The 25,163-nt window shown below is 53.7% G+C and carries 22 protein-coding genes; 12 read left to right on the top strand and 10 right to left on the bottom strand.

The annotated features are described in order from the left end of the window. Positions 1-88: 88 nt before the first annotated feature. A complete protein-coding gene (locus tag WA318_RS16025; RefSeq protein WP_443082644.1) occupies positions 89-1,339 on the bottom strand; it encodes an N-acetylmuramoyl-L-alanine amidase in 1,251 nt (416 codons plus the stop codon). A gap of 678 nt (positions 1,340-2,017) precedes the next feature. On the opposite strand from WA318_RS16025, the gene WA318_RS16020 reads away from it, so the two are divergent. Next, positions 2,018-5,020, top strand: a complete 3,003-nt coding sequence (locus WA318_RS16020; protein WP_336082712.1) for an Rne/Rng family ribonuclease — start codon at positions 2,018-2,020, stop codon at positions 5,018-5,020. Between the two features lie 117 nt (positions 5,021-5,137). Continuing rightward, the gene (locus WA318_RS16015; RefSeq protein ID WP_114098303.1) at positions 5,138-5,533 is read left to right on the top strand and encodes a hypothetical protein; all 396 of its coding nucleotides are present in this window, start codon (positions 5,138-5,140) and stop codon (positions 5,531-5,533) included. On the opposite strand, the gene WA318_RS16010 is transcribed toward WA318_RS16015, so the two are convergent. Then, complete coding sequence (locus tag WA318_RS16010) at positions 5,505-6,656, bottom strand: pyridoxal phosphate-dependent aminotransferase (RefSeq protein ID WP_336082709.1); 1,152 nt, start codon at positions 6,654-6,656, stop codon at positions 5,505-5,507. The genes WA318_RS16015 and WA318_RS16010 overlap by 29 nt on opposite strands. Positions 6,657-6,736: 80 nt before the next feature. Further along, positions 6,737-8,125 carry a gamma-glutamyltransferase gene (locus WA318_RS16005; RefSeq protein ID WP_336082707.1) on the bottom strand — a complete coding sequence of 463 codons (1,389 nt, stop codon included), beginning with the start codon at positions 8,123-8,125 and terminating at the stop codon, positions 6,737-6,739. Here WA318_RS16005 and WA318_RS16000 point away from each other — a divergent pair. The 3 genes from WA318_RS16000 (at position 8,112) to WA318_RS15990 (ending at position 11,009) form a co-directional block, all read left to right on the top strand. Continuing rightward, a complete protein-coding gene (locus tag WA318_RS16000) occupies positions 8,112-9,467 on the top strand; it encodes a M48 family metalloprotease (protein ID WP_336082705.1) in 1,356 nt (451 codons plus the stop codon). The two genes, WA318_RS16005 and WA318_RS16000, sit on opposite strands and share 14 nt — an antisense overlap. Before the next feature lie 92 nt (positions 9,468-9,559). After that, complete coding sequence (locus WA318_RS15995; RefSeq protein ID WP_336082702.1) at positions 9,560-10,171, top strand: hypothetical protein; 612 nt, start codon at positions 9,560-9,562, stop codon at positions 10,169-10,171. A 76-nt stretch (positions 10,172-10,247) separates the two neighbouring features. Continuing rightward, on the top strand, positions 10,248-11,009 hold the full coding sequence (locus WA318_RS15990) for a DsbA family protein (RefSeq protein WP_336082700.1): 762 nt from the start codon (positions 10,248-10,250) through the stop codon (positions 11,007-11,009). 129 nt (positions 11,010-11,138) lie between these two features. On the opposite strand, the gene thiS is transcribed toward WA318_RS15990, so the two are convergent. After that, on the bottom strand, positions 11,139-12,134 hold the full coding sequence (gene thiS / locus WA318_RS15985; RefSeq protein WP_336082698.1) for a sulfur carrier protein ThiS: 996 nt from the start codon (positions 12,132-12,134) through the stop codon (positions 11,139-11,141). Positions 12,135-12,420: 286 nt separating this feature from the next. Here thiS and WA318_RS15980 point away from each other — a divergent pair, with 286 nt between their 5' ends. The 5 genes from WA318_RS15980 to WA318_RS15960 all read left to right on the top strand — a co-directional run bounded on the left by WA318_RS15980 (position 12,421) and on the right by WA318_RS15960 (position 16,037). Continuing rightward, positions 12,421-12,789 carry a type II 3-dehydroquinate dehydratase gene (locus WA318_RS15980; protein ID WP_114098309.1) on the top strand — a complete coding sequence of 123 codons (369 nt, stop codon included), beginning with the start codon at positions 12,421-12,423 and terminating at the stop codon, positions 12,787-12,789. An 11-nt stretch (positions 12,790-12,800) separates the two neighbouring features. Continuing rightward, positions 12,801-13,253 (top strand): acetyl-CoA carboxylase biotin carboxyl carrier protein, encoded by a 453-nt coding sequence (gene accB, locus WA318_RS15975; RefSeq protein WP_114098310.1) that lies wholly within the window; start codon positions 12,801-12,803, stop codon positions 13,251-13,253. Positions 13,254-13,270: 17 nt separating this feature from the next. Beyond that, the gene (gene accC / locus WA318_RS15970; RefSeq protein ID WP_114098311.1) at positions 13,271-14,620 is read left to right on the top strand and encodes an acetyl-CoA carboxylase biotin carboxylase subunit; all 1,350 of its coding nucleotides are present in this window, start codon (positions 13,271-13,273) and stop codon (positions 14,618-14,620) included. Positions 14,621-14,834: 214 nt separating this feature from the next. Further along, positions 14,835-15,482, top strand: coding sequence for a leucyl/phenylalanyl-tRNA--protein transferase (gene aat, locus WA318_RS15965; RefSeq protein ID WP_114098312.1), 648 nt, complete (start codon positions 14,835-14,837; stop codon positions 15,480-15,482). A 72-nt stretch (positions 15,483-15,554) separates the two neighbouring features. Then, entirely contained in the window at positions 15,555-16,037 is a 483-nt protein-coding gene (locus WA318_RS15960; RefSeq protein ID WP_114098313.1) for a GNAT family N-acetyltransferase, read from the top strand. An 81-nt stretch (positions 16,038-16,118) separates the two neighbouring features. On the opposite strand, the gene serA is transcribed toward WA318_RS15960, so the two are convergent. Further along, complete coding sequence (gene serA / locus WA318_RS15955) at positions 16,119-17,360, bottom strand: phosphoglycerate dehydrogenase (RefSeq protein ID WP_336082692.1); 1,242 nt, start codon at positions 17,358-17,360, stop codon at positions 16,119-16,121. A 242-nt stretch (positions 17,361-17,602) separates the two neighbouring features. Here serA and WA318_RS15950 point away from each other — a divergent pair, with 242 nt between their 5' ends. After that, a complete protein-coding gene (locus WA318_RS15950) occupies positions 17,603-18,763 on the top strand; it encodes a GNAT family N-acetyltransferase (protein WP_336082690.1) in 1,161 nt (386 codons plus the stop codon). 70 nt (positions 18,764-18,833) lie between these two features. On the opposite strand, the gene WA318_RS15945 is transcribed toward WA318_RS15950, so the two are convergent. Continuing rightward, on the bottom strand, positions 18,834-20,516 hold the full coding sequence (locus WA318_RS15945; RefSeq protein ID WP_114098315.1) for a methyl-accepting chemotaxis protein: 1,683 nt from the start codon (positions 20,514-20,516) through the stop codon (positions 18,834-18,836). 11 nt (positions 20,517-20,527) lie between these two features. Then, a complete protein-coding gene (locus tag WA318_RS15940; protein WP_336082687.1) occupies positions 20,528-21,145 on the bottom strand; it encodes a hypothetical protein in 618 nt (205 codons plus the stop codon). 156 nt (positions 21,146-21,301) lie between these two features. Here WA318_RS15940 and WA318_RS15935 point away from each other — a divergent pair, with 156 nt between their 5' ends. After that, the gene (locus WA318_RS15935) at positions 21,302-21,568 is read left to right on the top strand and encodes a hypothetical protein (RefSeq protein ID WP_114098317.1); all 267 of its coding nucleotides are present in this window, start codon (positions 21,302-21,304) and stop codon (positions 21,566-21,568) included. A gap of 104 nt (positions 21,569-21,672) precedes the next feature. Here the strand turns inward: WA318_RS15935 and WA318_RS15930 are convergent, their stop codons facing one another. The 3 genes from WA318_RS15930 to clpS all read right to left on the bottom strand — a co-directional run bounded on the left by WA318_RS15930 (position 21,673) and on the right by clpS (position 24,966). Continuing rightward, positions 21,673-22,212 (bottom strand): hypothetical protein, encoded by a 540-nt coding sequence (locus WA318_RS15930; RefSeq protein WP_114098318.1) that lies wholly within the window; start codon positions 22,210-22,212, stop codon positions 21,673-21,675. A gap of 102 nt (positions 22,213-22,314) precedes the next feature. Further along, positions 22,315-24,636: an ATP-dependent Clp protease ATP-binding subunit ClpA gene (gene clpA / locus WA318_RS15925; RefSeq protein WP_114098319.1), complete on the bottom strand. Its 2,322-nt coding sequence runs from the start codon at positions 24,634-24,636 to the stop codon at positions 22,315-22,317. Between the two features lie 3 nt (positions 24,637-24,639). Then, complete coding sequence (gene clpS, locus WA318_RS15920; RefSeq protein WP_008890601.1) at positions 24,640-24,966, bottom strand: ATP-dependent Clp protease adapter ClpS; 327 nt, start codon at positions 24,964-24,966, stop codon at positions 24,640-24,642. Positions 24,967-25,163: the final 197 nt, after the last annotated feature.

Raw genomic sequence — 25,163 nt, 5'->3', positions numbered from 1 at the left:
TTTTGTTCATTCCGTGCGAATATACGCATCAAAATGCCCTGCCCCAAATATTGGAAATGCGGGGCAAATCCTTTGCTGCGTTCCAGTTCTAGAATTTGTGTTTCTCGAAATAGATATCAATTGCCCGCAAGACTGCTTCGGCAATCTTTTTACGATGGGCCGGGCTTTGCAAAAGCTTGGTATCTGTTGCATTGGACAGATACCCCATTTCAAACAGGGCAGACGGAATATCAGGCGCCTTGAGAACCGCAAATCCGGCAAAGCGATGGGTTCTGCGTTGCAGTTCGATGCTTTGTGACAACTGGCTGACCATGTTGGCAGCCAGTGTTGCCGACAGGTTCATGGTTTCGCGCTGAGCCAAGTCGATCAGAATGCTTTGTACCAGCGAGTTTTCATCAGAGAGATCAATACCGGCAATGACGTCGGCCTTGTTTTCCTTGGAAGCAAGGGCTGCGGCCTCCTTGTCCGATGCGTTTTCAGACAGGGTATAGACCGATCCGCCGCGATGCTTCGGATTGGCAATAGAGTCTGCATGCAGCGAGATGAAAAGATCGGCACCGTTTTTACGCGCAATTTCAACACGCTGGCGCAATTTAAGGAATACATCCTTGTCGCGTGTCAGAAGCACACGATAACGCCCTGACGCGGTCAGGGTATCTGCAAGCTGACGGGCTGCGGCCAGCGTCAGGTCCTTTTCATAGACATTGCCAACCCCGATGGCACCGGGATCAACGCCGCCATGTCCGGCATCAATGGCGATCAGCGGCTTTTCCTCGCCGCCACGGCCGGATTTTACACCGACATCAACACTTTGTTCTGTGGCACTGGTATCATTGCGGCTGCGTGCAGAATAGGCTGCCATGCTGTCACGCGATGCATCCAGAAAAGCCTGACGTTTTGCCGGTTTAAGGTCGACAACCAGACGATTGGGCTTCCCGCCGGATGCCGGTAACGCAAATATCTTGGACACCAGCGACGGTTCGGCAACATCAAGCACGACACGGAATGTACCGGGCTTGAACAGGCCATAGCGCAGCCCGGAAATCAGCCCCCCGCCCGAGGTCACCTTGCCCGGAGGGGCGCTCCAGTCGATTTCCGGCATATCGATAATGATGCGATACGGATCAGGCAGCAGGAAATAGGTAAAGTCCACATCCCGATCAAGATCGATTACGAAACGCGTATAATCGGGATAGACGCCAAGTCGCGCGCCTAGGACCTTGGCGGCCTGTGCATTGGCCGTCGACGCAACCATCTGGGCAGAAAAAAGCAGCAAAAACAGCGAGATCGCAAATCTTGTCAATTTACGATACACCGTAACCCACGGTGCAGGTCGCATATTGGAATGTGATGTTGCATGCGGTGAATTCATCTGTCGTGCTTGCGCCTGTTTACCCTGCCAGAGCTGAGATCAAAGGTTATAACAACGCGTTGGTTAACGGGCAATTGACCAAAGCAAGAAGTTAGACACGCTCCTGATCAACCTGCCTTTAATGGTCGCGACACAGCCAGCAGGGCAAAAGCTTTGCTTTTTCATATATTTGACGGCAATTGATCGTCATAGGCGAAAATTCGCGGAAATCTTCGCCTTTTGACGGGCCGGTGTCAGAAAGTCATCGTCTGATGTAACAAAACTGTTTGTCGCAGGCGAATAAACCGGATATGTTGCACCCGAGATTCCTATGCTTTGTGGTATGTACCTAAAACGCCACCAGGCTGAGGACGCGACTAGATCAGTTCTTACGGTCGGTGTCTCGGTGACGCGGCAATTCCCGCTCCCGATAGAGCCCTCCTTAAAAAGGCTGCCTTGGCGCGCTCGAAAATACACAACCTATTTTGTTTCAACATCAAAACCAGGTCCGAACCGGAAGAGCAGCCGACACGCGATGAACCAGAGACAAACAGGACATATCGCGACCCTATTGGACGGCGCCTCCGGTCACGCCGGTTTGTTTGCATATCAGCGCAGTAATGCGCGTAGCATTGAACTGGCGGGGCCTCCAGGAACAGGTTCCGAATGGTTAAACGCATGCTTATCGATGCAACGCACGCGGAAGAAAGCCGTGTCGTTGTTATTAATGGAAATCGCCTAGAAGAATACGACGTCGAGACTTCGACAAAAAAACAAATCAAGGGAAACATCTATCTCGCGAAAGTGACGCGTGTAGAACCCTCTTTGCAGGCGGCCTTTGTTGATTATGGTGGAAACCGCCACGGTTTTCTTGCCTTCAGCGAAATCCACTCTGACTACTACCAGATCCCGGTTGCCGACCGCGAAGCCCTGAGTCAGGGCGGCGCACAGGTCAAGGACGCTGAAATTGTCGAAGACAATATCGGCGAAACCGAAGACAGCCCGAAAAAAGAAAAGAAACCTGCCCGTTCACGTTCGCGTCGCAAACCGCGCGCAAAGGACAAGGACGAAACGGCTGAACCGACCGAAGGTGACGCAGCCGAGCTCGAAGCAGGTGCCGAGGCAGAAGCCCCGGCCGATGCTGCTGACGCAAGCGATGCACAGGCATCTTCCGAGGAAGAAGACGCCAAACCGCGTCGTCGTCGCACCCGCAATCGTCGCAAAAAGTCCGATGATGTCGAAGCATCAGCAACCGAAGCGTCATCTGATGATGCCCCGGCCGCAGAAAGCAATGATGGTGACGACAACGGTTCTGACGACACCCCGACCGGCGGTAATGCCGCAATGTCGGCAGAAGTCGCAGAACTGACCGTTGACATTGATGCCGACGGTGAAGACGACGACAATGACGACGGGGCACCGTCTGCGGATGCCGGTGGCGAAGAAGAAGAAATCGAAGACCTTGGTGGCGACGATGCCGACGAATTCGTCGAATCACACAGCCGTCAGCTTCAGAAACGCTACAAAATTCAGGAAGTGATCAAACGCCGCCAGATCATTCTGGTTCAGGTCGTCAAGGAAGAACGCGGCAACAAGGGTGCGGCACTTTCGACCTTCCTGTCGCTGGCGGGCCGTTATTGTGTTCTGATGCCAAACACCCCGCGTGGTGGCGGCATTTCGCGCAAAATCACCAATGCCCAGGATCGCAAGCGTCTGAAATCCATTCTGGCCGAGCTGGAGATTCCGGACGGCATGGCCGTGATCGTTCGCACCGCCGGTGCAGAACGGACCAAAGCCGAAATCAAACGCGACTTCGACTATCTGATGCGTCTGTGGGATCGTATCCGCGAAACCACCCTTCAGAGCCAGGCTCCCTGCCTGATTTACGAAGAAGCCGATCTGATCAAGCGTTCCATCCGTGACCTTTATGCACGCGATGTTGATGAAGTTCTGGTCGAAGGTGACGAAGGTTACCGGATCGCCAAAGACTTCATGAAAATGCTGATGCCATCACATGCCAAGCGCGTGCAGCCCTATAAGGATCAGGGCGTGCCACTGTTCCACCGTTTCCAGGTGGAAAGTCAGCTTGATGCGATGCTCAACCCGGTCGTACAGCTTAAATCCGGTGGTTATATCGTCATCAACCCGACCGAAGCACTGGTCGCGATTGACGTGAACTCCGGCCGCTCGACCCGCGAGCGCAATATCGAAGAAACCGCATACAAGACCAACCTTGAAGCGGCCGAGGAACTGGCACGCCAGCTGCGCCTTCGTGACCTTGCCGGTCTGATCGTTGTCGACTTCATCGACATGGAAGATCACCGCAATCAGGCATCGGTTGAACGCAAGCTTAAAGAAGCGATGCGCAATGACCGTGCACGTTTGCAGATTGGCCGTATCAGCCCGTTTGGCCTGCTTGAAATGTCGCGTCAGCGTCTGCGTCCGTCGCTTGTTGAAAGCGCGTTCGAGGTTTGCTCGCATTGCCGTGGTGTCGGCCTTGTCCGTTCGATAGAAAGTGCAGCCCTTCATCTGCTGCGTGTCATCGAAGAAGAAGGCATGCGCCGTCGATCTGGTGCGCTCACCGTTCATGTCGCCAGCGAAGTCGCCCTTTACATCCTGAACCGTAAACGTGATTCGCTTGCTGAAATCGAACAGCGTTACGGCTTCACCGTGATGATCTTTGGCGATGACAGCCTGATTTCCCCGGATCACCGTATCGAGCGCACCCGCGCGAAAAAAGGTGACGAGCAGGAAGAGGTAAGCCCGGTTCTCAATACCGACAGCGTGTCGCTGACGGCAATTGAAAGCCCGGTTGAAGACGACGAAGACGAAGATGAAGACATTGTTCGTGGTGATGATGACGATCAGGGTGGCAAACGCCGCCGTCGTCGCCGTCGTCGTCGCGGTCGCAATGATGATCGTGATGATCGTAACGATACCCAGCAAGAAGCGGCAGATACCGACGCCGAAGATGCTGATGGTTCGGATCACGGCAACCTTGATGACGATGATGAAGAAAGCCAGCGCAAGCGTCGCCGTCGTGGCAAACGTGGTGGCCGTCGCCGTTCGCGTCGTCAGGATTTCGATGCCAACCGTACCCGTTCGCCCAATGATGATCCGGCGCTGACGTCTGCGCGTCGCAACCGTGATCACGAAGCACCGGATGGTTCAGAAGAAAACAGCGTGATCGACGCCGAAAGCGACGGTCAGGATGCTGACAGCTTTGATCAGGAAGGCGTTCGTGCAGGTCGTGTCCGCAGCACCACCGCACCGGCCCCGGCCCGTCCGCGTCGGGATCGCAACGACAACCGTCGCAACCGCCGTGACCGCAATCCGCGTTCGGATCGCCCTGAAGGCAGCAATGATCGTGGTGATGTGAAAAACATCCCGATCCAGAGCGGCCCGGCACCGGAAGCCGTTGCTGAAAGCAAACCGGAAACCACCGTTGCTGCACCGGCAACTGCCCCGGCAGAAGTCGCAGCACCGGCACCGAAAGCAGAAGCACCAAAGGTTGAGGCACCTGTCGAAAAACCGGCTGAACCAAAACCGGCTGAACCGGCCAAAACCGAGGTCCCTGCCCCAGCACCGGAAGCAGCCCCTGCAGCCGAACCGGCAAAGGACGAAAAGCCCAAGTCGAAAAAACGCGGCTGGTGGAGCCTTGGTCGCTAACCCGATCAAAGTCGCTAAAAGAAAAAGACCGCTGAAATTCAGCGGTCTTTTTTTGTTTAAACCTATAAAGGTTTTAGCAATGATAACTGTCAGCGTTGAGGGATCAGATCGGTCACAATGAGCAAAAAACTATTCCATCCTCAGATGACTTACAGACGATGGGGCAAGATTATCGGCATCATCGTTGCCCTAGACATCGCTGCCGCTCTCATTGTCTATGGCTTGCTCTCAATGACGGCAGCAACCATCAAGAACTTCTCGATACCGATCACAATTCTTGTCTTTGCGACGCTATCATCACTTTTCTTGTGTTTGGGTTCGGTGCTGCACAGTCACTTCTATGCGTTTTTCTCCAGACGTGGCATCCACTCGATGACTGACAAAGTTCGACAGACACCTCTCACACTGTATCTCATCAAGGATGTTGTCGAAAACGCCGACAGAAAAGGACTAGATGGTCGCTACCAGCGGAATGCAACGTCGTCTAGCGTTTCCAATTCTGCAACGCCTTGACGGCACCGATCATGGTTGCCTCGCTATGCGCGAAAGAGAAGCGCACATAGCCCTTGCCACGCATCCGGTCAAAATCCGTGCCCGGTGTGGTGGCCACACCGGTTTCCTCGAGCATCTGGCGACAAAAAACTTCGCTGTCATTCGTCAGCTCGCGGACATCGGCATAGAGATAAAATGCACCATCCGCCGGGGCGAATTTGGTAAAGCCCGCCTTGGGCAGACCTTCGAGCAGAATTTCACGATTGCGCGCATAGGCTGCGATATTGGCCTGAAGTTCTTCTTCGCAATCAAAGGCGGCGACAGCTGCGATTTGCGACAAAGCCGGGGCGGATATGAACAGGTTTTGCTGTAAGCATTCCACCGCGCGCATCAGATCAGGCGGGACAATTGCCCAACCCAGACGCCAGCCGGTCATCGAGAAATATTTCGAAAAACTGTTGATGATGATCGCGTCATCCCCGAATTCAAGGGCGGTGCATTCCTTGACATCCCCGAACGAGATACCCTGATAAATCTCGTCACTGATCAGGCGAATGCCGTTTTCGCGGCAATAGGTTGCCAGCTCACGATAGGTTTCGACATCGATCATGCTGCCTGCCGGATTGGACGGGCTGGCAACGATCAGGCCATCAACCGGCTCTTCAAGATCACGGAGCATCTGAACGGTCGGCTGGTAATGGCTTTCCGGGCCCGCAGGCAGGTTGACCGTATCAATACCAAGCGCGCTTAGAATATTGTGGTAGGCCGGATATCCCGGTGCTGCCATCGCAACACGGTCGCCCGCATCAAAGGCCGCGAGGAACGCCAGTACAAAGATCGACGACGATCCACTGGCAACGCAAACGCGCGACGGATCAACCGACACACCAAATTTTGTTTTGTAATGTCCGGCAATGGCTTCGCGTAGCGGATCGATGCCCATGGCGTTGGTATAGCCGATTAGGTCGGCTTCAAGCGCCTTGGCAGCAGCTTCGCGGACCTTGCGCGGGGCAGGTGTCCCCGGCTGTCCGACTTCAAGATGATAAACAGCTTTTCCCTCGGTCTCGCGCGCATTGGCTGCACGCATCACATCCATGACGATAAAGGGCGAAATTGCGCCGCGCAGGGATTGTTTCAAAGCCATTGTGTGGGGTCCCAATTCGTTTTAACTACGATTTCAAGTGCAACAGGGCAGGATGATCCCTGCCCTGTTGAAATGTCCTGTTAGCGAACACCGGCCATGCCACCGCCCGCCGGATCAGCCACGAACTGACAACTTTCCGGATGGGGGGGCACGCCTTCAAGGCAGCGGATCACATTGACCGAAGACGCACCCTGGGAATTAAGGGTAATTCCCGATGCCGCCCCGGCACCAATCAGATCTTCGGCCATGGTGGCAATCTGTTTGGTTGCACCGGCCGGTGTGCCTGTCCCGGCAATGCCATAATAATATTCCCAGACAAACGGGTTCACCATCAGGGCCGGGCCGATCAGCGGCGTAGCCGCCTGTGCGGCATCGCCAGCGGCAAGGTTAAGACCAAAAGCATCCGCACCAAGGCCCGCACCAAACGGCGTATTCATGGTCATCATACAGGCAACAGCATTTGCAGCACGATCGACGACAACAAAGCCACTGCGACCCGAAAGTGCCTGCCCGGACAAATCCCCAGACGCGATATCGGCAAGATAACGGTTCAGGATTTCGGCAACATCACTGCCATCGGTAATGACGGATGGTCCGCTTGCAGAACGCGGCGGATAGGCAAGATAGACAATTTCATTGCCATGTTTGACTTCGGTCGCCGCTTTCCATTCCGGACGATAATTGCGCAAATCGTCAGCCGTAAGCGTGCCACCGGCATTCTGGACGGCTGCGGCAATGTCTGCACCAAGCGCACCGTTATAGAAATCACCCGGTCCCTTGACACGCAGCGATGTCAGCAGTGCTGCAAGATTGACCGAACGGATACGATCACCAACTTCAAGCAACTTGCCGTCGGGCATGAATGTCTTGCGCAAGGCCGGGCTAGCTTCGATGCGCGCACGGTTGGCCTGAATATCGTTCACAAGTGAGCGCGATACCGGCACACCAAGGCGGGCATATTGTTCAGCCGCACTTAGAAGTGACGCCCATTGCAGGCGCCCAAAGCGCGCACTAAGTGCATATAGACCACGCGGAACGGCCGGAATCGTGGTTGCGGTTTGACCTGCACTGGTTCGAGTCCCCGGACGCGGCCAGAAATCAAGAACCTCGACCTTTTTGCCTGCGCGTTCGTGAACGACACACACACCGCCGCCGCCAATTCCGGCAACAGATGGTTTGGTTACTGTCATGGTCGCATACAGCGCGACAGAAGCATCCGCAGCCGTACCGCCAGCAGACAGGACGTCGCGCGCAACCCTTACTGCCCGCGGCTCATCGGCGACAACACCACCGAAATATCCGGTAACTGCCCCTATTTGACCAAGATTTTCTGTATTAGTACTACCACAGGCCGCAAGTCCGGCAGTCATTGCGATTGCAAACGCGATCCGCCATGATGGCTTGCGCGTCGGCACGGAACCGACATCAGTCGAACGAAAATATGGAACGCACATTTTGCTCAGACGCATTTTAACTCTCACTGCCATTTTCCTTGTTGCCCTGCCTAGCATGGTTTTGGCGCAGGGTCGTTCTTTTATCCGCGATACCGAGATCGAGGATACCCTTCGTCTCTATGCCACACCTATCTTCAAGGCAGCGGGGCTCGATCCGAACGGTGTGTCTGTTTATATCGTTTCTGACAACAGCTTGAACGCATTTGTTGCCGGTGGACAAAAGCTTTTTATCAATACTGGGCTGTTGTTAAAAGCAGAGACTCCAGAACAGGTTATCGGGGTCATGGCCCACGAGACCGGTCACATCACCGGCGGCCACCTTTCGCGCGTGCATGATCAACTGCGCAATGCCTCTGCAATCTCGATCCTGTCGACCATTGCCGGTGTTGCTGCCGGTGTTGCCGCGGGCAGATCCGATGTGGGGACGGCGGCGATTCTGGGCGGTCAGAATATTGCGACGCGTAACTTTCTGGCCTATTCCCGTACACAGGAAAGCAGTGCCGATCAGGCCGGTGTAAAATATCTGACAGCAGCAGGCATCTCTGCGCGTGGCATGATGGAATTCATGGAAACGCTTGAAGGTCAGGAATTGCTGAGCACGGCAAGTCAGGATCCGTATATGCGCAGTCACCCGCTGACCACCGAACGTGTCGAGTTTCTGGAAAATTACGTTGCCAATTCATCACTGAAAGATGCCAGGGTCAGCGCCGAGTTTTACGAGCGCCATGCCCGTATGCGCGCCAAACTTTATGCCTTTACCAACCATATCCAGAACACGCTGCGCATCTATCCCGAAAGCGATACCAGCATTGCCGGCCAATATGCGCGCGCCATTGCCTATTACCGGAATTCCGAACTGGATCCGGCACTTGAGATCATTGAGAAACTGATCGCGGTTGAGCCGTCCAACCCCTATTTCGAGGAACTCAAAGGTCAGGTTCTTCTGGAATTCGGTCGCGCCAATGACGCAATAGCGCCGCTTGAAAAATCGGTCGAACTTTCGAACGGTGCTCCTCTGATCCGTCTTTTGCTGGCGCATGCGATGATCGAAACCGGTGATAATGCGTTTCTTGAGCCAGCGAAAACCACCCTGATGGGCGTTTTGTCGCGAGAGCGTGGCAATGCATCTGCCTGGCGTTTCCGTGCAATCGTTGAAAGCCGTCTTGGTAATGAGGGCGAGGCATCCCTGTCACAGGCCGAATACAGCCTTCTGACCGGTGACCGTCAGGCTGCAAGCTATCACGCGGTACAGGCCGACCGGAAACTTGAAAAAGGAACGGCAGCTTGGCTACGCGCACAGGATATCTTGCAGGCGACCAATCCTGACGGAACACCGGGCAGGGATGCGCCGAAGTGATCGGTCGTCTGCTGCGTCGCGCTGGACTCAAAATATCTTTGGCAAGATTCACGGCATTTAGACGCATAACATATTTATCATGCTCGATATTTGTGTCTGCATCAGTCGCCGGATGTTCGCTGCCCGATGCCGGGGTTGATGCCGCAGGTGATCTGAGACTGTTATATGCGCCCTTTTCGCTTGACCGTCCGCCGCCTTACTGGACCGTCAGCCAGAAAATCAACCCGGGACAGCTTTCCAGCGCCGATACACCGCTTCAATGGGTCGATAAGGACGGGAATATCGCCTTGGCAGTGCGTCCGGGCGTCGGATCATTCGAGATCGGACGCAGAACCAATGTGGTTGTTCTGGCTTCACCCTATTTGTCTTTTGACTGGCAGTTCAACAGCACAGCACAGGTCGGGGACATTGAGCTTGAGCTTGGTTTTCGTAAACAGGATCAAGGCAACTGGAATGAAAGCGATCTGGGATCGGGCAAACCGTTCATGGATCAACTTGTACGTATTCCGATTGGTCAAAGCACCGTACAATATGGAGAATGGCAGCGCGAATACTTCGACCTTTCAGCCCTTTACCGCCACTACTGGCCGGATACCCCAAGTGACGAAGTCCGGCTGGTCTGGATCGGTATTGTGCCTGGTCGCGACCACAAGGCGTCTGTGAGTGGGATCACCTATCTGACGCAAATTTTACTTTCCCGTTAGACACCTGATCACGTATCACAGAACCAACACACTCATTCCAAGGCCATAAGCGGCCACAGTCACAGAAGGACTCCCGATGAATTCCCAGATTGTTAAACGCTTCCTTGGCTGCAGCGCGATTGCAACGACCATGCTGTTTGGTGCATCGATTGCGCAGGCTGACGAAGCCCTTAATACAGGTCAGAAGGCCGAAGTCGAAAGCGTGATCGAAGACTACCTGATGAAGAATCCCGAAGTTCTTCTGCGCGCCATTCAGAATGTCCAGATCTGGCAGGCAACCGAAAAAGCCCGCCAGCAGGCAGAGGCCATCACCCCTGTCTGGGATGCACTGGTTGCCGACAGTTCTGTACCGTCTATCGGCCCGGTTGATGCACCCGTTACAGTCATCGAGTTCTTTGACTATCATTGCGGATATTGCAAAAGTGCATTCGATGGCGTGATGGACATTGCCAAGGAACATGACGGCAAGGTTCGCACGATTTTTGTCGAATTCCCGATCCTGCGAGAAGAGAGTGCCACAGCCGCGCGTGCTGCGCTGGCGGCCGACAAGCAAGGAAAATACATGGAAGTCCACGAAGCCTTCATGAGCAACCGTGGTCTTCTTGATGATGTCCGGATTGACGAGCTTGCTGCTGGTGCTGGCGTCGACGTGACCAAAATGCGCGAAGATATGAAATCGCCGGAAATCGGCGGCATGATTGCCCAGTATGCCGCAATGGCACGCACCGTTGGCATCAGTGGCACACCGGCCTTTATCATCAATGGCAGTCTGGTCTCCGGTGCGGATATGGACCGTGTCAATGCGCTTGTGAAAGCCGGTCTCGAAGAGGCATCATGATTTTCGCAATGATCACGCGCGACAGAGACGGACTACATTTGTAGTCACGCCATTTCGGTCTGCGAACAAAAAACAAAGGCCCGTTTCGATTTCGAAACGGGCCTTTGTGCTATTTGCCAAACTCGAAAATCAGATGATGCCTGCCAAGGGTGAAGATGGGTCGGCATATTTCTTCTTGGGCATCCGGCCAGCAAGGAAGGATTCACGGCCCGCAATAATTGCATGCTTCATCGCGCGAGCCATGCGGATCGGATCCTTTGCCCCGGCAATCGCGGTATTCATCAGAACCCCGTCACAGCCAAGCTCCATGGCAACAGCGGCATCAGACGCCGTACCAACTCCGGCATCGACGAGAACCGGCACATTGGCATGTTCCTTGATCAGGGCAATATTGACCGGATTGAGAATCCCCATGCCCGACCCGATCAGTGATCCTAGCGGCATGATGGCGCAGCACCCCATGTCTTCAAGCATCTTGGCCTGAATGGGATCATCGCTGCAATAAACCATGACATCAAAGCCATCCTTGATCAGGGCTTCGGCCGCCTTGAGCGTTTCGGGCATATTGGGATAAAGCGTTGCCTGATCCCCGAGCACTTCAAGTTTTACAAGGTTCCAGCCACCTGCTTCGCGCGCAAGGCGCAGGGTCCGGACAGCATCATCGGCTGTAAAGCAGCCCGCCGTATTGGGCAAATAGGTGTATTTTTTCGGATCGACATAATCGACCAACATCGGCTGGTTGGGATCGGTCAGATTGACACGACGCACAGCAACCGTGACGATTTCGGCCCCCGATGCCTCAATCGCGATTTTGGTTTCATCAAAATCCTTGTATTTTCCGGTACCGACCAGAAGACGCGAGGAGAACTTTTTGCCCGCAACGAAGAACCCGTCGTCATCCGCTGCGGCAAGCCCAGCCTCCTGCGAACCGCCACCAATGAAATGGACGATCTCGAGCTTGTCACCATCAACAAGAGGCGTCTCGCCATAGGCTGTTTTGGGAACGATTTCGAGATTGCGTTCAACCGCGACCTTGGTTGCAGCAATGCCCAGCTCGCCAAGCAATTCGGCAACGTTTACGGCATTCTCGATATTGCGGTCTTCACCGTTGATCGTCAGAAGCATCTTTTTCGTTCAATCCCTGTGGTATTAAAATCTTCATGATTGCCGCGCAGTATGCGCAGCGACCCGGCCTGAGGCAAGTCGTCATCCAAGGCTTTTAAGCATTCATGTGCGGAAAGTCATCCCGAAGACGATGAAGAATGGCAAACCGGTTATGCAATGCTGCATTGCCAAGACTATTGCAAAGTTGCGTCAGACTTTGGTCGTGTTATAAACGCAACACCAAAAGTTGGACATAAGGTGCCAGATCGGAACCGGATGCGATAACCGAATGGATGTCTGAGGTAAGATGACATTGCACGTGATCAACGATCGATGTGAAGTCAATGACACGGCTGAGCGCCTTAGGGCCATCTGCCATGAAGACAACAAAGAAGGTGAACTGGTTGACTGGTTTCAGGAAACCCGACAAGAAGAGTCTGGCATTCTTTGCAATGCTGGGGCATATACGCACACATCGGTTGCGATCCTCGATGCGATTGGGGCATCAGATATGCCGATGATCGAGGTCCATCTGTCCAATATTCAAAAGCGGGACGCATTCAGACTAGAAGCAAACGTCTCGAAAGCTGCAAACGGTATGATCTATGGCTTTGGCTCCCAGAGTTATAAACACGCCCTGGATGCCATGCGCGAATTGATCCACACACCATCATAAAAGATATCGAAATGAGCAAGTTCAACATCGACAATGACGCCATTCGCCAGCTCGCCGAGCTGCTGGACGACACCAATCTGACCGAAATTGAAGTTGCCGCTGGTGACAACCGCATTCGCGTTGCCCGCCAGGGCACCATGGTTGCTGCGGCTCCTGCAGCCCCGGTTGCGGCGGCTCCGGCACCGGTTGCTGCCTCTGTTGCAGCGGCTCCGTCTGATGCGGCTTCGCATCCGGGCGCTGTAAAATCACCGATGGTCGGTGTTGTTTACTTCGCACCGGAACCGGGCGCTGCTCCGTTCATCTCGGTCGGGTCGAGTGTTTCCGAAGGTCAGACCGTGATGCTGATCGAGGCGATGAAAACCTTCAACCCGATCCGTGCGCCGAAATCAGGCAAAGTAAGCCAGATTCTGGCGACCGACGGCCATCCGGTCGAATATGACGAACCGCTGATCATTATTGAATAAGCCGGGGTAAGAACCGCATGTTCGACAAAATCCTGATTGCCAACCGCGGCGAAATCGCGCTCCGTATTCAGCGCGCCTGCCGTGAGATGGGCATCAAAACTGTTGCGGTGCATTCCACCGCCGATGCTGACGCAATGCATGTGCGTCTGGCCGACGAATCGGTTTGCATCGGCCCGCCTGCATCCAAAGACAGCTATCTGAATATCCCGGCCATTCTTTCGGCTGCTGAAATCACCGGCGCCGAAGCCATCCATCCGGGTTACGGCTTCCTGTCGGAAAACGCCGATTTCGCAGCCATGGTCGAAGAACACGGCTTTGTCTTTATCGGCCCGACCGCGGAACATATCCGCATGATGGGTGACAAGATCACGGCAAAACAAACCGCCGAAAAACTTGGCATTCCGTGCGTTCCGGGCTCTGATGGTGAAATCACCACCGTTGACGAAGCCCGCACATGCGCCAAGGAAATCGGCTATCCGGTCCTGATCAAGGCATCGGGTGGTGGCGGCGGCCGTGGCATGAAAGTCGTTGAACGCGAAGAAGACCTTGCAGAAGCCTTCTCCATGACCCGTAAGGAAGCATTGCAGAACTTTGGCAATGCTGCCGTTTACATGGAAAAGTACCTTGGCAAACCGCGTCACATCGAATTGCAGGTCATTGGTGACAGTCACGGTAATGCTGTTCACCTGTTTGAACGCGATTGTTCGTTGCAACGTCGTCACCAGAAGGTTCTCGAAGAAGCACCATCTCCGACCCTGACGGTCGAAGAACGCCAGCGGATCGGCTCCACGGTTGCCAATGCCATGATCGGCATGGGCTATCGCAATGCCGGCACCATCGAGTTTCTCTATGAAAATGGCGAGTTCTATTTCATTGAAATGAACACCCGTCTTCAGGTGGAACACCCGGTCACCGAAATGATTTCCGGCGTTGACCTTGTGCGTGAACAAATCCGCGTTGCTGCGGGCCTTGAACTGTCATTCAAACAGGAAGACCTTGAAATTCACGGTCACGCCATTGAATGCCGTATCAACGCAGAAGATCCGCAGACCTTTGTCCCGTCACCGGGCAAGATCAAGGAATACCATGCACCGGGCGGCCTTGGCGTACGCGTCGACAGTGGCATCTATACCGGCTATTCGATCCCGCCCTATTACGACAGCATGATTGCCAAGCTGATCGTTCATGGTCGTGATCGCGAAGAATGCATGATGCGCCTGCGCCGTGCACTGGCTGAATATGCGATTGGCGGGATCAAAACCACCATTCCGCTGCATCAGACCCTTCTTGCCAACCCTGACATCCAGAAAGGGGATTATGATATCCACTGGCTGGAAAAGTTCATGGGCATGAGAAAGACCCTCTGATCACAAATGATACAGATTTCAAACGGGAACCTTCGGGTTCCCGTTTTTTTGTCTGCATATTTCATCAAATCAGCATCAAAAAATTAATCGATCCGGGCCTAACCTGATGGTATCGCGCGTCTAGATTTGACAAGATCCCTTGTCTGGCTTGCCCGCGTTCTCATATGTAAATTGTCTCCAGATAGACAGGACAGAAACAATTATCACTGCGATCATGTCGAACCAGCTGACCCCTGATCTTTTGATCCGCGCTTATTCCGTCGGTCTGTTTCCCATGGCCGAAAGCCATGACGATCCAACCCTGTACTGGATCGATCCGGAATGGCGGGGCGTATTGCCGCTTGACGGGTTTCATGTCCCGCGCAGCCTCAAAAAGGCTGTGCGCAAAGGTACTTATAAAATCCATGTAGATCGCGCCTTTCCCGATGTCATCCGCGCCTGCGCAGAACAAACCGAAACCCGCGATGACACATGGATCAACAGCAATATCCTTGAAGCCTATTGCGCGCTTCACAAAATGGGCTGCGCGCATTCGATAGAGGCATGGAAAGACGGCGAACTGGTCGGCGGACTTTATGGTGTCAGTCTGGGCAAGGCATTCTTTGGCGAAAGCATGTTTTCGCGCGCGACCAACGCGTCCAAGGTTGCCCTTGTCCATCTGGTTGCCCTGATGCGTCAGGGTGGCTTCAGCCTGCTTGATACACAGTTTGTGAATGATCATCTCAAGCAGTTTGGCGTTCTGGAAATCCCGCGTGAAAGATATCGCAACGAACTTGCCAAGGCCTTGGCAGGGCGGGCAAATCTTCCGTTCGAGGTCGAACCGGAATTCCTTGAACAAACTCTTTCAGGCGGCGATAGTTAAGCTGCCCGCACCTTGCGAAATCAGCTTACCTGCAAACCCCCTGCCCCACATATCAAACGAGCCACCCGCATCATGAATATCCGCCCCGCCACTAGGCAAGATATCCCGGCCATTCTTGAGATCGTTGCCCCGACCCTGCGTGCCGGTGAAACCTATGCCATCGACAGCAATATGGATGATGATCAGGTCATCGCCTACTGGATGGGGCCAGACAAGGTCACGCTGGTCGCCGAAGAAGACGGCGAGATCGTTGGCACCTATTACATCCGCAAAAATCAGGGCGGCGGCGGATCGCATGTATGTAACTGCGGTTATATGACATCCCCCAAAGCAACCGGACGGGGCATAGCCCGACGCATGGGCGAAGATTCGTTTGTGCGCGCCAGAGAACTTGGCTACCGCGCAATGCAATACAACTTCGTAATTGCCAGCAACGAAGCCGCCGTGCATCTGTGGCCAACGCTAGGCTTTGAAATTGTCGGACGCCTGCCCGGTGCTTTCATGCATCCCAAACTGGGCGAAACCGACGCACTGGTGATGTATCGCAAGCTCTAGGACATTCAGTCTGAAAAGAACAAGGGCGGGTACCATCTGGCACCCGCCCTTTTCATGTTTTTTGTCTAACGGCTCTGAAAATCAGAACAGGAAGCGGACACGCAGCGTCCCCTCGATAGCCGCGAGTTCCTTGCGAACGCCGGCACCCGGCTTGATTTCCTCGTCGACTTCGACGACGACATAACCAACACCACCTTCAGAACGCAGATACTGACCGCTGATATTGATGCCGCGCGATGCGAAGACATCGTTGATTTTCAACAGCACGCCCGGAACGTTGCGGTGAATATGCAGGAAACGGGTGTGCGAGCGATCCTTGACCGGAAGCGAGACTTCCGGGAAGTTGACCGCACCGAGGGTTGATCCGTTATCGGAATAGGTGATCAGCTTGTCAGCAACCTCGATCCCGATATTTTCCTGTGCTTCCTGGGTGGAACCACCGATATGCGGGGTCAGGATGACATTATCCATACCACGCAGCGGGCTTACGAATTCTTCGTCCTTGCCTGCCGGTTCAACCGGGAACACGTCAAGGGCAGCACCGGCCAGATGGCCGTTTTCCAAGGCCGCGGTCAGATCATCAATGACGATGACATTGCCACGTGCAGCATTGATCAGATGCGCACCCTTTTTCATTTTGGCGATTTCGGCTGCGGTGATCATGTTTTTGGTCTGCTCGTTGGCCGGAACATGCAGCGACACCACATCGGATTTCGCAAGCAGTTCATCCATTGATGCACAGGCCGTCGCATTGCCCATCGCAAGCTTGTTGATCACGTCAAAGTAAATGACGTTCATGCCAAGCGATTCCGCCAGAACCGACAGCTGCGAGCCGATATGACCATAACCGATAATACCAAGGGTCTTTCCGCGGGCTTCGTATGAACCCTTGGCATTTTTAAGCCATCCGCCCTTGTGTGCTGCGGCACTACGCTGCGGAACACCGCGAAGCAGCATGATGATCTGACCAAGAACCAGTTCAGCAACCGAACGGGTATTCGAATACGGTGCGTTAAATACCGGAATGCCACGCATGGCCGCGGCCGTCAGGTCAACCTGATTGGTACCGATGCAGAAACAGCCAATCGAGGTCAGCTTGGAAGCAGCTTCAATAACTTCTTCGGTCAGTTTGGTGCGGGAACGGATGCCCAGGAAATGCGCATCGGAGACAACGGACTTGAGTTCGTCCGCGTCGAGCGCAGCTGGGTAGTGGTCGACATTAGAGTAGCCGGCCTCTTTGAACATCTTTACAGCGTTTTCATGGATTCCTTCGAGCAGGACTATCTTGATCTTGTCCTTCTCCAACGAAAGTTTGCTGTTCACGGCGCACCATCCTTTTCTTCGCGAGGGCGACACGGGATCATCCCCGAGCCGTTTGTCAGGCCGTTCCATAACGGCCCGTGGACCAATGAAATAGGGCCTTGAAGCGCGTCCGTCAAAGGCTTTCCCTTGCGTAAATATGCATTGCCCCTATCTTCTGAACGCATATACCGGCTAATGCGTACAAAAACAAAGGCCCGCCAAGGGGTCACTGCCAGATCGTTGCCTGTTCAGGGGATAAAATCTTGTCTGCCGAAATCAAGACCGTCACCGATATCCACGCAATCGGCCAAGCCCAATGGGACAAATGCGCAGGCACAGACAATCCCTTTGTCAGCTTCGCATTCCTTTCGGCAATGGAAGACAGCGCATCGACGACCGCCCAGACTGGCTGGCAACCGTTTCATCTGGTTTTGAATGATGACGCCGGTCAGGCGGTTGGCATTGTGCCGCTTTATGTCAAAGCCCATTCCTATGGCGAATATGTTTTCGACTGGAGCTGGGCAGAGGCATATGAGCGCGCCGGGGGGCGTTACTATCCCAAACTGCAATCATCCGTGCCCTTTTCCCCGGTGCCCGGCCCGCGCCTTCTGGTCGCAGACGATCACCCGGATCCTGATCGTGTGCGTCGTATCCTGATTGATGGTCTGGCGATGCTGCCCGAAAAACTCGGCATGGCGACGTTACATGTGACCTTTTGCAGCAGTGACGAGAGCCGGTTGATGGAGGATGCGGGTTTCCTGCGTCGAACCGGCATCCAGTATCACTGGCATAATCGCGGCTATCAAAGTTTTGATGACTTCCTCGGGGCCTTGAATTCGCGTAAACGCAAGAACCTGCGCAAGGAACGCAAGGAGGTTCTTGACGCCGGTTACCGGTTTGAAGCATTGCGCGGGGATGACCTTAAACCCCGTCACTGGGACCGATTTTATCAGTTCTATCGCGATACATCCGACCGAAAATGGGGACAGGCCTATCTGACGCGTGAGTTCTTTGAACTTATCCATGAACGGATCGGCGATAAAACCGTTCTGGTCGCTGCATTTCGCGATGAGGACATGGTTGCGGGTGCCTTGAATCTGATCGGATCAAACACGCTTTATGGGCGCAACTGGGGGACGATTGATCGCACCCCGCTTCTGCATTTCGAGACCTGCTATTATCAGGCGATTGATATTGCGATTGCCCATGGTCTTGCAACGGTCGAGGCCGGGGCACAGGGCGAACACAAGATCCAGCGCGGCTATGAACCGGTGATCACACATTCAGCCCACCTGATTGCTGATGAAGGCCTGCGACGTGCCGTTGCCCAGTTTCTCAAGCAGGAACAGAGCCATATCACGCAAGACCGCGACTATATCCTTGCCGAACACAGCCCCTACCGCAATGCAGAGCCAAACAAGTAGGCAGGCCGTTCAGATATGAAAAAGGCGCAAGGTTTATACCTTGCGCCTTTTTTCTGGATGTTTTCAGCAATCAGACGGCACGGACGTCATCAAGGAAGCCATTCACATGGCTGCGCAACTCGTCATTGGCCGCGGCAAGCTTGCCAACACTGTCAAGCTGGCCATTGGAAAGATCACCGCTTTCAGTTGTCGCATCGGCAACATTTTTGACCGCATTTGAAATGGCGACGTTACCGTTTGCCGCACCTTCAACACTGCGCGAGATTTCCTCGGTTGCTGCGCCCTGTTCTTCGACCGCACTTGCGACCACCGACATCAATTCATCGATTTTCTGAATTGTTTCGGCAAAGCCGCGAACTGCTTCGGACGCAGCACCGGTTTCGCTTTGCATTTCGGCGATCTTGGCCGTGATCTGTTCGGTCGCCTTGACCGTCTGGGAGGCAAGATTTTTAACCTCGCCAGCCACAACGGCAAAGCCTTTGCCCGCTTCGCCGGCACGGGCAGACTCAATGGTTGCGTTTAGCGCCAGAAGATTGGTCTGATCGGCAATGTCACTGATCAGGTTGACAACCTCGCCAACACTTTGTGCCGCATCATTAAGCTTCTCGACCCGTTCATTGGTCCGTTCGGTTTCACCAACAGCAAGCTGGGTGATTTCGGTAACCCGTGCGATCTGCGACGAGATTTCCGAGATCGATGCCGAAAGCTGTGCCGTGGCCGAGGCCACCGTTTCGATATTACTTGATGATTCCTGTGCCTGTTCGGCCACGGACTGGGCATCCTGATTGGCGCGAACCGCATGCGATGTCAGGGTTTCCGAAGCAGAACGGACCTCATCAAGGGCGGCATTTACCGAGGTCAGAACATCCTGGATTTTTTCATCAAATCCCTTGGTCAGAACCCCCATGCGTTTACTGCGTGCGACCTGGCGTTCGGCCTCGACTTTTTCCTGCTCGGCCATACGGGCACGTTCACGGGCATTTTCCTTGAAAACCTCAAGCGACTTGGCCATCGCACCGACTTCGTCGTTGCGCTTCATGTCAAGGGTTTCAATATCCAGATTACCTGAGGCAAGGCTTCCCATCGCTTCAGTCATCTTGCGGATTGGCGTTGCGATCATTCGTGACAAAGTGCCCCCGAACAGGGCCGCCATCGCAATCAGCAAAACCACTCCAACCCCGAGCGTAACCTGGAAAATCCGCATGGCCTGATCGACCCTGCTTTCGACATCCAGAACCATTTGGTCAATCACTTGCGCCAGCTGGCTTGCAAGAGCACTCACCTGATCAGAGAGTTCGCGGGGCTCACCTGATGCTTCAATCGCACGCGCATGGTTGACCGTCAGATAATGGCGCATCAGCTTTGCCTGCTGACCGGCGATTTCTTCCCAACGATCAATTGCCCCGTCCATTGCTTCAATCAGACCGGCGACTTCGCTGTTGATTGAAGCATAGGTTTTAATAACGTCCGTGCGGGTGTCGATTTCCTCAAGCGACTTTTCATAGCTCACAAGACCGGCACGATCACCGGTTGTCAGGAAATAGATCAGTTCCTGACGTGCCATGAGATATGCGCGATCAAGGTCTCGATAATCCCGCTCAAAGGTTGACAGGTAGTCGCGTTGCTCGTTTGCGGATTTGACCTGCATCGTCGCAAACATGCCAGCCGCTGCAACCATAAGGATCACAGCGATCATGATCGCAAAGCAGGTCGTCAGCTTGGCAGGAATGGAAAGGTTCTTAAAGAAGTTCATGACGTTTCTCCCTACTGGCCACCACGACGCACAAGTTCATTCAAATTGACCTCGATGGTCACGGCGCCGATGGGCTGCCGGTTCTCATCGCTCATGGTCATGTTCAGTTGCGATCGCCAGGTATCCGTATCCTCGTTATATTCAGCTTCATCAATGAAAACCGCGTTGGGACCGTTGGGATAAGTATTCTGGAACTTGCCTTCATCTCCTTGCCAGAAGTCCGATGTAATCGAGCTTTGCCCGACATTGAGTCCCTTTGAATCCATGACAAAAATCTCGGCATACAGCCCGCCTGAACGGGCCTGCACCTGTGTCAGATAACTCGATAACGGGTTGGTCAGGATCGCTGCAACAAGAGGCTGATCATCCGCTTCGCGCTCAGCCCGCCATTGCGCATCTGCTGCATCAATCTGATCCTGTGTCATATCTGTTCTCAGACGGTTCTGGGAATTGATCGACAAAGAAACAACAGGGTTTGCAAGCCATTCCCGAATATCTTTGATCATCTTGTCGGTTATAAGGACATTCGGATCACCAGGTAGCTCTGCCTTGGCCATTGCTGCATGCGGTGCCGCAAACAAAGCCGCCGCGAAAAAGCCCGTCAAAACCTTACTTCTGCAGGACATCATCGGTCTCTCTCCCGAATTTTGTTTTTCTTGCGTCAAGGGGGACTAACTTAAAGTATAGGTTTTTATACCAAAGTAATAATTCCCATACAACTTATTTTAGAAACAGACCCTTGACCGCAGCGCACAAGGGCAGCTCCACACAGGTTCATATGTGGATTGCGCGCGCAGCAACAAGACCGCAACTGGAATGATTTGAAATCCGGGAAAGAAAAAAGCGGCGGTAAAACCGCCGCTGAGTTTGGTTGGGACACGAGCAAACTGCAGAAGATTACGTTGTTCCAGGCGCAAAGCGCCCCTGCAAAGAACAACTGTCCACAATCCTATAAGCAGGAAGCGTGCCAACTTTTTAAATCCATGAAAAACCATATTTTCTTAGGGGATTTAGCCAATCCAAAACCTGAACGAATAGACAGCTTTAAATGATCTTTGCATTTCAAAACGCAAAAAATTGCAAAACGCAAAGATCCTGTGTTGCATTTTGCAAATTGCAATTCTGTCAGAAGACCAAGGCCTGCGCAAAAACCGGTTTACTGGCGGCGCTTTTTCTTGCGCGCCCCGAAATTCAGCAAGGCGGGAGCCTTCTCAATGATCTCTTCCAGGATAGATTTTGCCGTATCAAGATCCTCGCGCGCTGTCTCGTCAAGCTGACTGATATAGCGCGGGTCAGAGATCATGCGCTCGGCTTCGTACAGGGTTCGAAGTTCGCTCTGGAACATTTCGCGCGCACCAAGCGGCAGATGTTCCTTGGCACTCATGACAAAGAAGAACTTAAGACTGGTTTTGATGACAAGACGCAACATCAGAACCTGAAGCTTGTGAAACTGTCCTTCCAGCTCTTCCTTTTTCGGATGTTTTTCAAGCCTCTTGAGGCGCTCGGAAATCACAAGTGACAGAGCCTTGAAATTATCAACCTCCTCGCGGAATGGCCGATATCCGGTCACGTCCATTTTGTCCGTGGTCTTATCCATATTATCAGCCAGCGCAACCAGCTTGCGCGCACGTAATTCAAGCCGGGACAGAAACTCCTCGACCTCTGTTCGATATTGTCGTTGTGCTGCTTGGCTCATTTTGCTTTGGCGTTCTTATTCTAAAATCGTGCCCGGGGAACAACTCCCCGGGCACAATCTAACCGCCAATGATTAACAACACCCCAAGTCCGGGGCAAGACATCAACCTTCGACCATCTCGGGGCTCTTTTTGGCCTGCTTCTTGTCACCATCCTCTTCGGGATAGCGGAAGACAACAACGTCATCCTCGATATCCACAAGAACCGCACCACCCTTGGAAAGCTTCCCAAACAGAAGTTCTTCGGCAAGCGGCTTCTTGACATATTCCTGAATAACACGACCAAGCGGACGCGCCCCGAAGGCCGCATCGTAGCCACGCTCGGCAAGCCATGCACGGGCCGCCTCGGTCAATTCAATTGACACATTCCGGTCAGCAAGCTGCACCTCAAGCTGCAAGATGAACTTGTCGACCACCATCTTGACCACTTCCGGCTGCAGGTTGGCAAACGGAATAACAGCATCCAGACGGTTGCGGAACTCCGGCGAGAAAGTGCGTTTGATCGCCTCCTCGTCTTCTCCGATACGCATTTCGCGCTTGAACCCGATTGGCGGCTTGGCCATGTCAGATGCACCGGCATTGGTCGTCATTACCAGCACAACATTTCGGAAATCAACCGTCTTGCCGTTATTGTCGGTCAGCTTGCCGTGATCCATGACCTGCAGCAGAATATTGAACAGGTCCGGATGGGCCTTTTCAATTTCATCAAGCAGAACCACCGCATGCGGATGCTGATCAACGGCATCGGTCAGAAGACCACCTTGGTCAAACCCGACATAGCCCGGAGGGGCACCGATCAGGCGTGAAACGCTGTGGCGTTCCATATATTCCGACATATCGAACCGGATGAACTCGATACCCATAACGGTTGCCAGCTGTTTGGTGACCTCGGTTTTACCAACCCCGGTCGGACCAGAGAACAGATAGCTACCAATCGGCTTTTCAGGTTCGCGCAGACCGGCACGGGCGAGTTTGATCGCACTTGCGACCGACTCAATGGCCTTGTCCTGGCCAAACACGACGGTTTTAAGGTCACGCTCAAGATTTGCCAGCGCCTTGCGATCATCGGTCGAAACCGATTTTGGGGGTATACGGGCAATTTTCGCGACGATTTCCTCGACATCGCGCTTGCCCACCGTGCGTTTGCGCTTGCTTGGCGCCATCAACATGCGCGATGCCCCGACCTCGTCGATCACGTCAATCGCACTGTCAGGACGTTTGCGGTCATTGATGTAGCGCGATGCAAGCTCGACCGCCGAACGAATAGCTTCGTTGGTGTATTTGACCTTGTGATGGTCCTCGTAATAGGGCTTCAGACCCTTGAGGATTTTCACGGTATCTTCTTCGGACGGTTCCTCGACATCGATTTTCTGGAAGCGACGCACAAGGGCGCGGTCCTTTTCAAAGTGGCCACGGAATTCCTTGTAGGTCGTCGACCCGATGCACCGCAACGAACCACTTGCCAGCGCCGGTTTCAACAGGTTGGAGGCATCCATTGCCCCGCCTGACGTTGCCCCGGCACCGATAACAGTGTGGATTTCATCAATGAACAGAACAGCACCTTCATACTCTTCAAGTTCCTTGACCACCGCCTTGAGACGTTCTTCAAAGTCACCGCGATAGCGGGTTCCGGCCAGAAGCGCCCCCATATCAAGCGCAAAGATCGTTGCATCGGCCAGAACTTCAGGCACATCACCGTCATTGATCCGACGTGCAAGACCCTCGGCGATGGCGGTTTTACCAACCCCGGGATCCCCAACATACAACGGATTGTTTTTGGTACGACGACACAGAACCTGGATCGTGCGCTCAATTTCACTTTGACGCCCGATCAACGGATCAATCTTGCCTTTTTGCGCTTTGACATTGAGATTCACACAATAGGCCTTAAGCGCCTCACCCTCGGCCGGGCCGCTGTCATCACCTTCTGGCGGAATACCGGCAACCGGTTCTTCGTCTGCCCCCCGCGGGATGCGACGTTCATTAAGCTCGGACGCCTTGGCAATACCATGCGAAATATAGTTGACCGCATCAAGACGGGTCATGTCCTGAAGTTGCAGATAATAGACAGCATGCGATTCCCGCTCAGAGAACAGGGCAACCAGCACATTCGCACCGGTGACTTCTTCGCGGCCGGACGATTGCACATGGATTGCGGCACGCTGGATAACGCGCTGGAACCCAGCAGTTGGTTTGGGATCAATCAAGCGTGCGCTGATCAGGCCGGACAGCTCACTATCTGCAAATTCCAGCAAATCCGATCGCAACCGATCAATATCGACCCGGCATGCCTTAAGCACAGCAAGCGCGTCCTGATCTTCGGTCAGGGACAACAGAAGATGTTCAAGAGTGGCATATTCGTGCCGACGCTCCGACGCATATGCGAGCGCACGGTGCAGGCTTTCCTCAAGATTGCGCGATAGCATATGTCACTCCTTCTCTAAGGTACACTGCAGCGGATGCTGATTCTGGCGGGCCAGGTCCATGACCTGGTTAACCTTGGTTTCCGCAATTTCGTAAGTGAACACACCACATACTCCAACGCCCTTGCGGTGAACCTGAAGCATGATTTCGGTGGCTTCTTCGCGGCCCTTTTCAAAAAACCGTTCCAATACGTGCACAACGAACTCCATCGGAGTGTAGTCGTCATTCAGCAACAGCACCTTGTACATGGACGGCTTTTTCGTCTTGGGCCGTGTCTTTGTTACGATCCCCGTGTTCGGCAGATCAGTGCCGTCATTATCCTGTTCAGTCATTGTTTACTTACCGGAACCCTTATTTCCTGCATGAACTTCATGATAGGTCATTGCCAGGCTCTTTCAAAGGCCGCAGCTTAAAATCGTGTCACTAATTTATCGTCTATCTTCAATTCATTTAGGCTGCGATTGAGCCGCTGCAAGATCAATCTGTAAACTTCGTGCGAACCCGCGTGATCGCGGCACTCGAAACCCGA

It is taken from the genome of Thalassospira sp. CH_XMU1448-2 (assembly GCF_037027285.1).
Classification (GTDB): domain Bacteria; phylum Pseudomonadota; class Alphaproteobacteria; order Rhodospirillales; family Thalassospiraceae; genus Thalassospira; species Thalassospira profundimaris_C.
Note: the sequence above shows the minus strand (reverse complement) of the source record. Positions and strands in the feature narration are given on the sequence as shown.